Source organism: Faecalibacterium longum, from assembly GCF_040094125.1.
GTDB classification, from domain to species: domain Bacteria; phylum Bacillota; class Clostridia; order Oscillospirales; family Ruminococcaceae; genus Faecalibacterium; species Faecalibacterium longum.
Genome location: NZ_JBBNIH010000059.1, coordinates 1 through 4,238 on the forward strand (window position 1 = coordinate 1; position 4,238 = coordinate 4,238).

Below are 4,238 nucleotides of genomic sequence, written 5' to 3' on the forward strand. Positions count from 1 at the left end.
CGCCAGTGGCGGAAACAGGGAGGAGCTGTTGGGGCCGCGGCCAGCAGGATGCGAGCGGCAGCGAAGCAGACGCTGGGAGCCGCAACCCGGGCTCCTTATCAGGACAAGATCATTCTGTCATTCGCAAACTCACCGCCGCTGGCGATCTGGAACTTTGCCAGCAGGTCGGAGACCTGCAGGTTCTTCTTCTCCTCGCCGGAGACGTCGTAGATGATGTGACCCTCATGCATCATGATGAGGCGGTTGCCGTACTTGATGGCGTCCTTCATGTTGTGGGTGATCATCATGGTGGTCAGGTGGTTCTCCTCAACGATCTTCGCCGAGAGGGTCAGCACCTTGAGGGCGGTCTTGGGGTCGAGGGCGGCGGTGTGCTCGTCCAGCAGCAGGAGCTTGGGCTTGTTCATGGTGGCCATCAGCAGAGTCAGCGCCTGACGCTGGCCGCCGGACAGCAGACCCACACGGGCGGTCAGCCGGTTCTCAAGGCCCAGATCGAGACTCTTGAGCAGTTCACGGTACTGCTCCCGCTCCGCCCTGGTGATACCGATGCGGAGCGTACGGGGCTTGCCGCGGCGGGCGGCAAGGGCGAGGTTCTCTTCGATCTGCATGGTGGCGGCAGTGCCGGTCATGGGGTCCTGAAAGACGCGGCCAATGTAGGCGGCGCGCTGATGCTCGCTCAGACGGGTGACGTCCACGCCGTCGATGATGATCTTGCCGCAGTCCACGGGCCAGACGCCGGCGACGGCGTTCAGCATGGTGGACTTGCCTGCACCGTTGCCGCCGATGACAGTGACGAAGTCGCCCTCATTCAGCTTCAGGTTCAGGCCGTTCAGGGCCGTCTTCTCGTTAACGGTGCCTGCGTTGAAGGTCTTGGAAACATTTTGTATCTCAAGCATTGTTTGCGCCCTCCTTGTTTGCCTTTTTGGCCGCAGGCTTTGCGAAATATCTGCCCTTCCAGTACGGCACGGCGAGGAAGACAGCCACAACGGATGCGCTCAGCAGCTTTAACAGGTTTGCGTCAAAGCCGAGGGTCAGCACCAGCTGGATGACGATGTAGTAGATGATGGCACCCAGAGAGACGGAGACCATCTTGAGGGCAAAGTTATGGAAGATGCGGCCAAACACAGCCTCACCGATGATGACAGCTGCCAGACCGATGACGATCGCGCCGCGGCCCATGCCGACATCCGCAAAGCCCTGATACTGGCTCAGCAGAGCGCCGGACAGCGCCACCAGAGCGTTGGAGACGGCCAGACCCAGCACGATGTTGAAGTTGGTGTTGATGCCCTGTGCGCGGGACATGGCGGGGTTGGAGCCGGTGGCGCGGATGGCGCAGCCCAGCTCGGTGCCGAAGAACCAGTACAGCACGGCGATGACCACAGCCGACACCAGAATGACCATGATGATGGGGTTGTGGAGCGCGAACTCCTTGACCCAGCGCAGGGAGATGAGCAGGTCATACTTGTCCACGTTGATGGACTGGTTGGCCTTGCCCATGATCTTCAGGTTGATGGAGTAGAGGGCCAGCTGAGTCAGGATGCCGGACAGGATGGCCGGGATGCCCATAAAGGTGTGGAGCAGGCCGGTGACAAGGCCGGTGGCGAGGCCCGCCAGCACGGCAGCCAGCAGGGACACCCAGATGTTCTGGCCCGAGAGCAGGCACATGACGCAGACTGCGCCGCCGGTGCCGAAGGAGCCGTCCACGGTCAGGTCCGCCACATCAAGGATGCGGTAGGTGAGGTAAACGCCGATGGCCATAATGCCCCAGATGAGGCCCTGTGCGCACGCACCCGGCAGAGCACCGGGCAGGTTCGCCAGTCTTGCAAGCATTTCCAAAATGATTCCTCCTAAATTACACTTTTTTATAGACCCGTTTGATACGGGAAAGCGGAGAAGAGCGAGAAAACCGCTCTTCTCCGCTGTTTTTTAGTGGTTAAACCTCTCAGTCTCGCTGCCGCTCGACAGCTCCCCTAGTAGGGGAGCCTTTGGCGAAGAGATGAGGCTTTCCGCTATGCCAAGGCCTCCCCTCGATAGGGGAGGTGGCACACCGTCAGGTGTGACGGAGAGGTTATCCCTTATCAGCCCTCGATGGCCTCGTAGCCTTCGGGAACGGTCAGGCCCAGGTCGTCGCAGATGGTCTTGTTGTACTTCTTGGTCACATCGGTGTACTCAATGGGCATATCGGAGACATTGGACTCGCCCTTCAGGATCTTGACGGCCATCTCACCGGTGGTGTAGCCCAGGTCGTAGTAGCTGATGGACAGGGTGGCCACGCCGCAGCCGGCGCAGATGCCCTCCTCACCGGCGAAGACGGGCTTCTTGGCCGGGCGGCAGATGCCGTCCACGATGCCGGTGTTGGCAGCGACGGTGTTGTCGGTGGGGACATACAGAGCGTCGTTCTCGTCAGCGGCCTTCTGGCAGACGGAAGACAGGTCGTTGGAGTCGGAGAAAGCGTACTGAGTCGCGGTGACGCCCTTGGCCTCCAGATACTTCTGGACCTCGTCCACCTGATACTGGCTGTTGGCCTCAGCGGAGCAGTACAGCAGGCCGACCTTCTTGGCGTCGGGCATCCACTCCACGATCATATCGGCCTGCTGGTCCAGCGGAGCCAGATCAGAGGTGCCGGAGATGTTGCCGCCGACGGTGCCGGAGAAGTCGGTCAGGCCCAGAGCCACGCCGTACTCGGTGACGGAAGTACCCAGAACGGGGATCTCGTTGGTGGCAGACTGTGCAGCCTGCAGAGCGGGGGTGGCGTTTGCCATGATGAGGTCAACGCCGGAGGAAACGAAGCCGTTGGCGATGGTGGCGCAGGTAGCGGAGTCACCCTGTGCGTTCTGGAAGTCGAACTTCACGTTGTCGCCAAACTCTGCGGTCAGAGCGTCCTCAAAGCCCTGTGTTGCAGCGTCCAGAGCAGCATGCTGCACCAGCTGGCAGATGCCGATGGTGTAGGTGTCGCCGGAAGCGGCAGCGGAGCCGGCTGCGGCAGAAGATGCCACAGAAGAAGCAGCCGTGGAGGATGCTGAAGAGCCGCCGCAGGCGGTCAGGGCAGCAGCAGCGCCGCAGACAGCGGCAGCAGCCAGAAACGAACGACGAGTGATTTTACGCATAATGATTACTCCCTCATTTTTCCATATACGCGGCAGCAGGACGCCGCGCCGAAAAGCATTTGAATGTCCAGCAGAGCAGCCTCTGCTTTACACTCGTGAAGTATATCACGATTTCCGTCCGATGGCAACGCCGTTTCGGTTCTAATTATCTATTAAAATGAATATATCTATCACTTTTTTCGATAGGCGTTTCTTCTCTGCTGATAGTCCGTCAGTTTTTGCAGCTCTGCGCCCAGCCAGACGAGGTTTTCTTCCAGCTGAGGGAAGTACTCTTTCTCATAGTCAAACTTAAAATAGAGTGCCTGCCAGAGCTTCGCCTGCATCCGGCGGCGCAGGGGCGGCTCGAGGGCGGCGTCCAGCGGCTCCACCACGTCTTCCAGGTCCATGCAGGTCTGCGCCCAGCGGACGTCGGTCTTTTCCCGGGCAGGGACGTCGTAGCGGGCCAGATAGTCCTCCACTTTGGCTTCGATGACACGCCCTCCGCAGCCGGTGGGCTGCAAAAAATAGCTCACCTCCCCTTCCCTGCTGATCTCCTGCGCCAGCGGGTAGAGGGCGCAGACCAGCGGTTCGGCGTCGTGGATGGCGCAGTGGTTCTCGGTGAGAAAAGGGCAGTTGTTCCGCTCCTCCTTCACGGGGGCCAGCCGCAGCACCGGCAGATGGCTCACCTGCCCGATGGACGCGCGGCAGAAGGCCCGGGCCACGGTCTGGGGCGGCAGGCGCAGCCGACCCGCGATTCGCCAGAGGTCGAAGCCCGACAGCACGATGTCCTCCCGCCCCCGGCAGCAGCCGCCGCAGCCTGCGCAGGCAAACGAGAACGCCTCGTCCCGCGCCAGCAGCGGTGTCGTGCGGGCAAAATCCACCCGTCCGCAGAGGTCGAGCTGTGAATCCTTGAGCATATAAGTTTCTCCTGTATACTGTAGTAGATCATGTGGCCAAGTGACCCCCATTGGCCAAGTGAGTCACTTGGTCAGCATCGCCCATTTGGCCACCTTGGCCAAGTGACTTTCTTGCCGATGCATCGTCGATAATTTGTCACTTGGCCAGATAATATGCGGGTCTCAGAGAGGGAGGAAAACCTCTTCGTCAGCGCTGAAGCGCTGACACCTCCCCTATCGAGGGGAGGCCTTGGCATTC

Annotated in this window: 4 protein-coding genes; all 4 read right to left on the reverse strand. The window is 60.5% G+C overall.

The features are described 5' to 3' along the window. Positions 1 to 98: 98 nt before the first annotated feature. The 4 genes from AAAU26_RS01055 to AAAU26_RS01070 all read right to left on the reverse strand — a co-directional run bounded on the left by AAAU26_RS01055 (position 99) and on the right by AAAU26_RS01070 (position 4,000). Positions 99 to 893 (reverse strand): ABC transporter ATP-binding protein, encoded by a 795-nt coding sequence (locus tag AAAU26_RS01055; protein ID WP_015564878.1) that lies wholly within the window; start codon positions 891 to 893, stop codon positions 99 to 101. Further along, positions 886 to 1,827 carry an ABC transporter permease gene (locus AAAU26_RS01060; RefSeq protein WP_223387504.1) on the reverse strand — a complete coding sequence of 314 codons (942 nt, stop codon included), beginning with the start codon at positions 1,825 to 1,827 and terminating at the stop codon, positions 886 to 888. Before AAAU26_RS01060 ends, AAAU26_RS01055 begins: the two co-directional genes overlap by 8 nt. Positions 1,828 to 2,075: 248 nt before the next feature. Further along, entirely contained in the window at positions 2,076 to 3,104 is a 1,029-nt protein-coding gene (locus AAAU26_RS01065) for an ABC transporter substrate-binding protein (RefSeq protein WP_158403599.1), read from the reverse strand. Between the two features lie 170 nt (positions 3,105 to 3,274). Then, positions 3,275 to 4,000 carry a YkgJ family cysteine cluster protein gene (locus tag AAAU26_RS01070; RefSeq protein ID WP_227618821.1) on the reverse strand — a complete coding sequence of 242 codons (726 nt, stop codon included), beginning with the start codon at positions 3,998 to 4,000 and terminating at the stop codon, positions 3,275 to 3,277. Positions 4,001 to 4,238 lie beyond the last annotated feature (238 nt).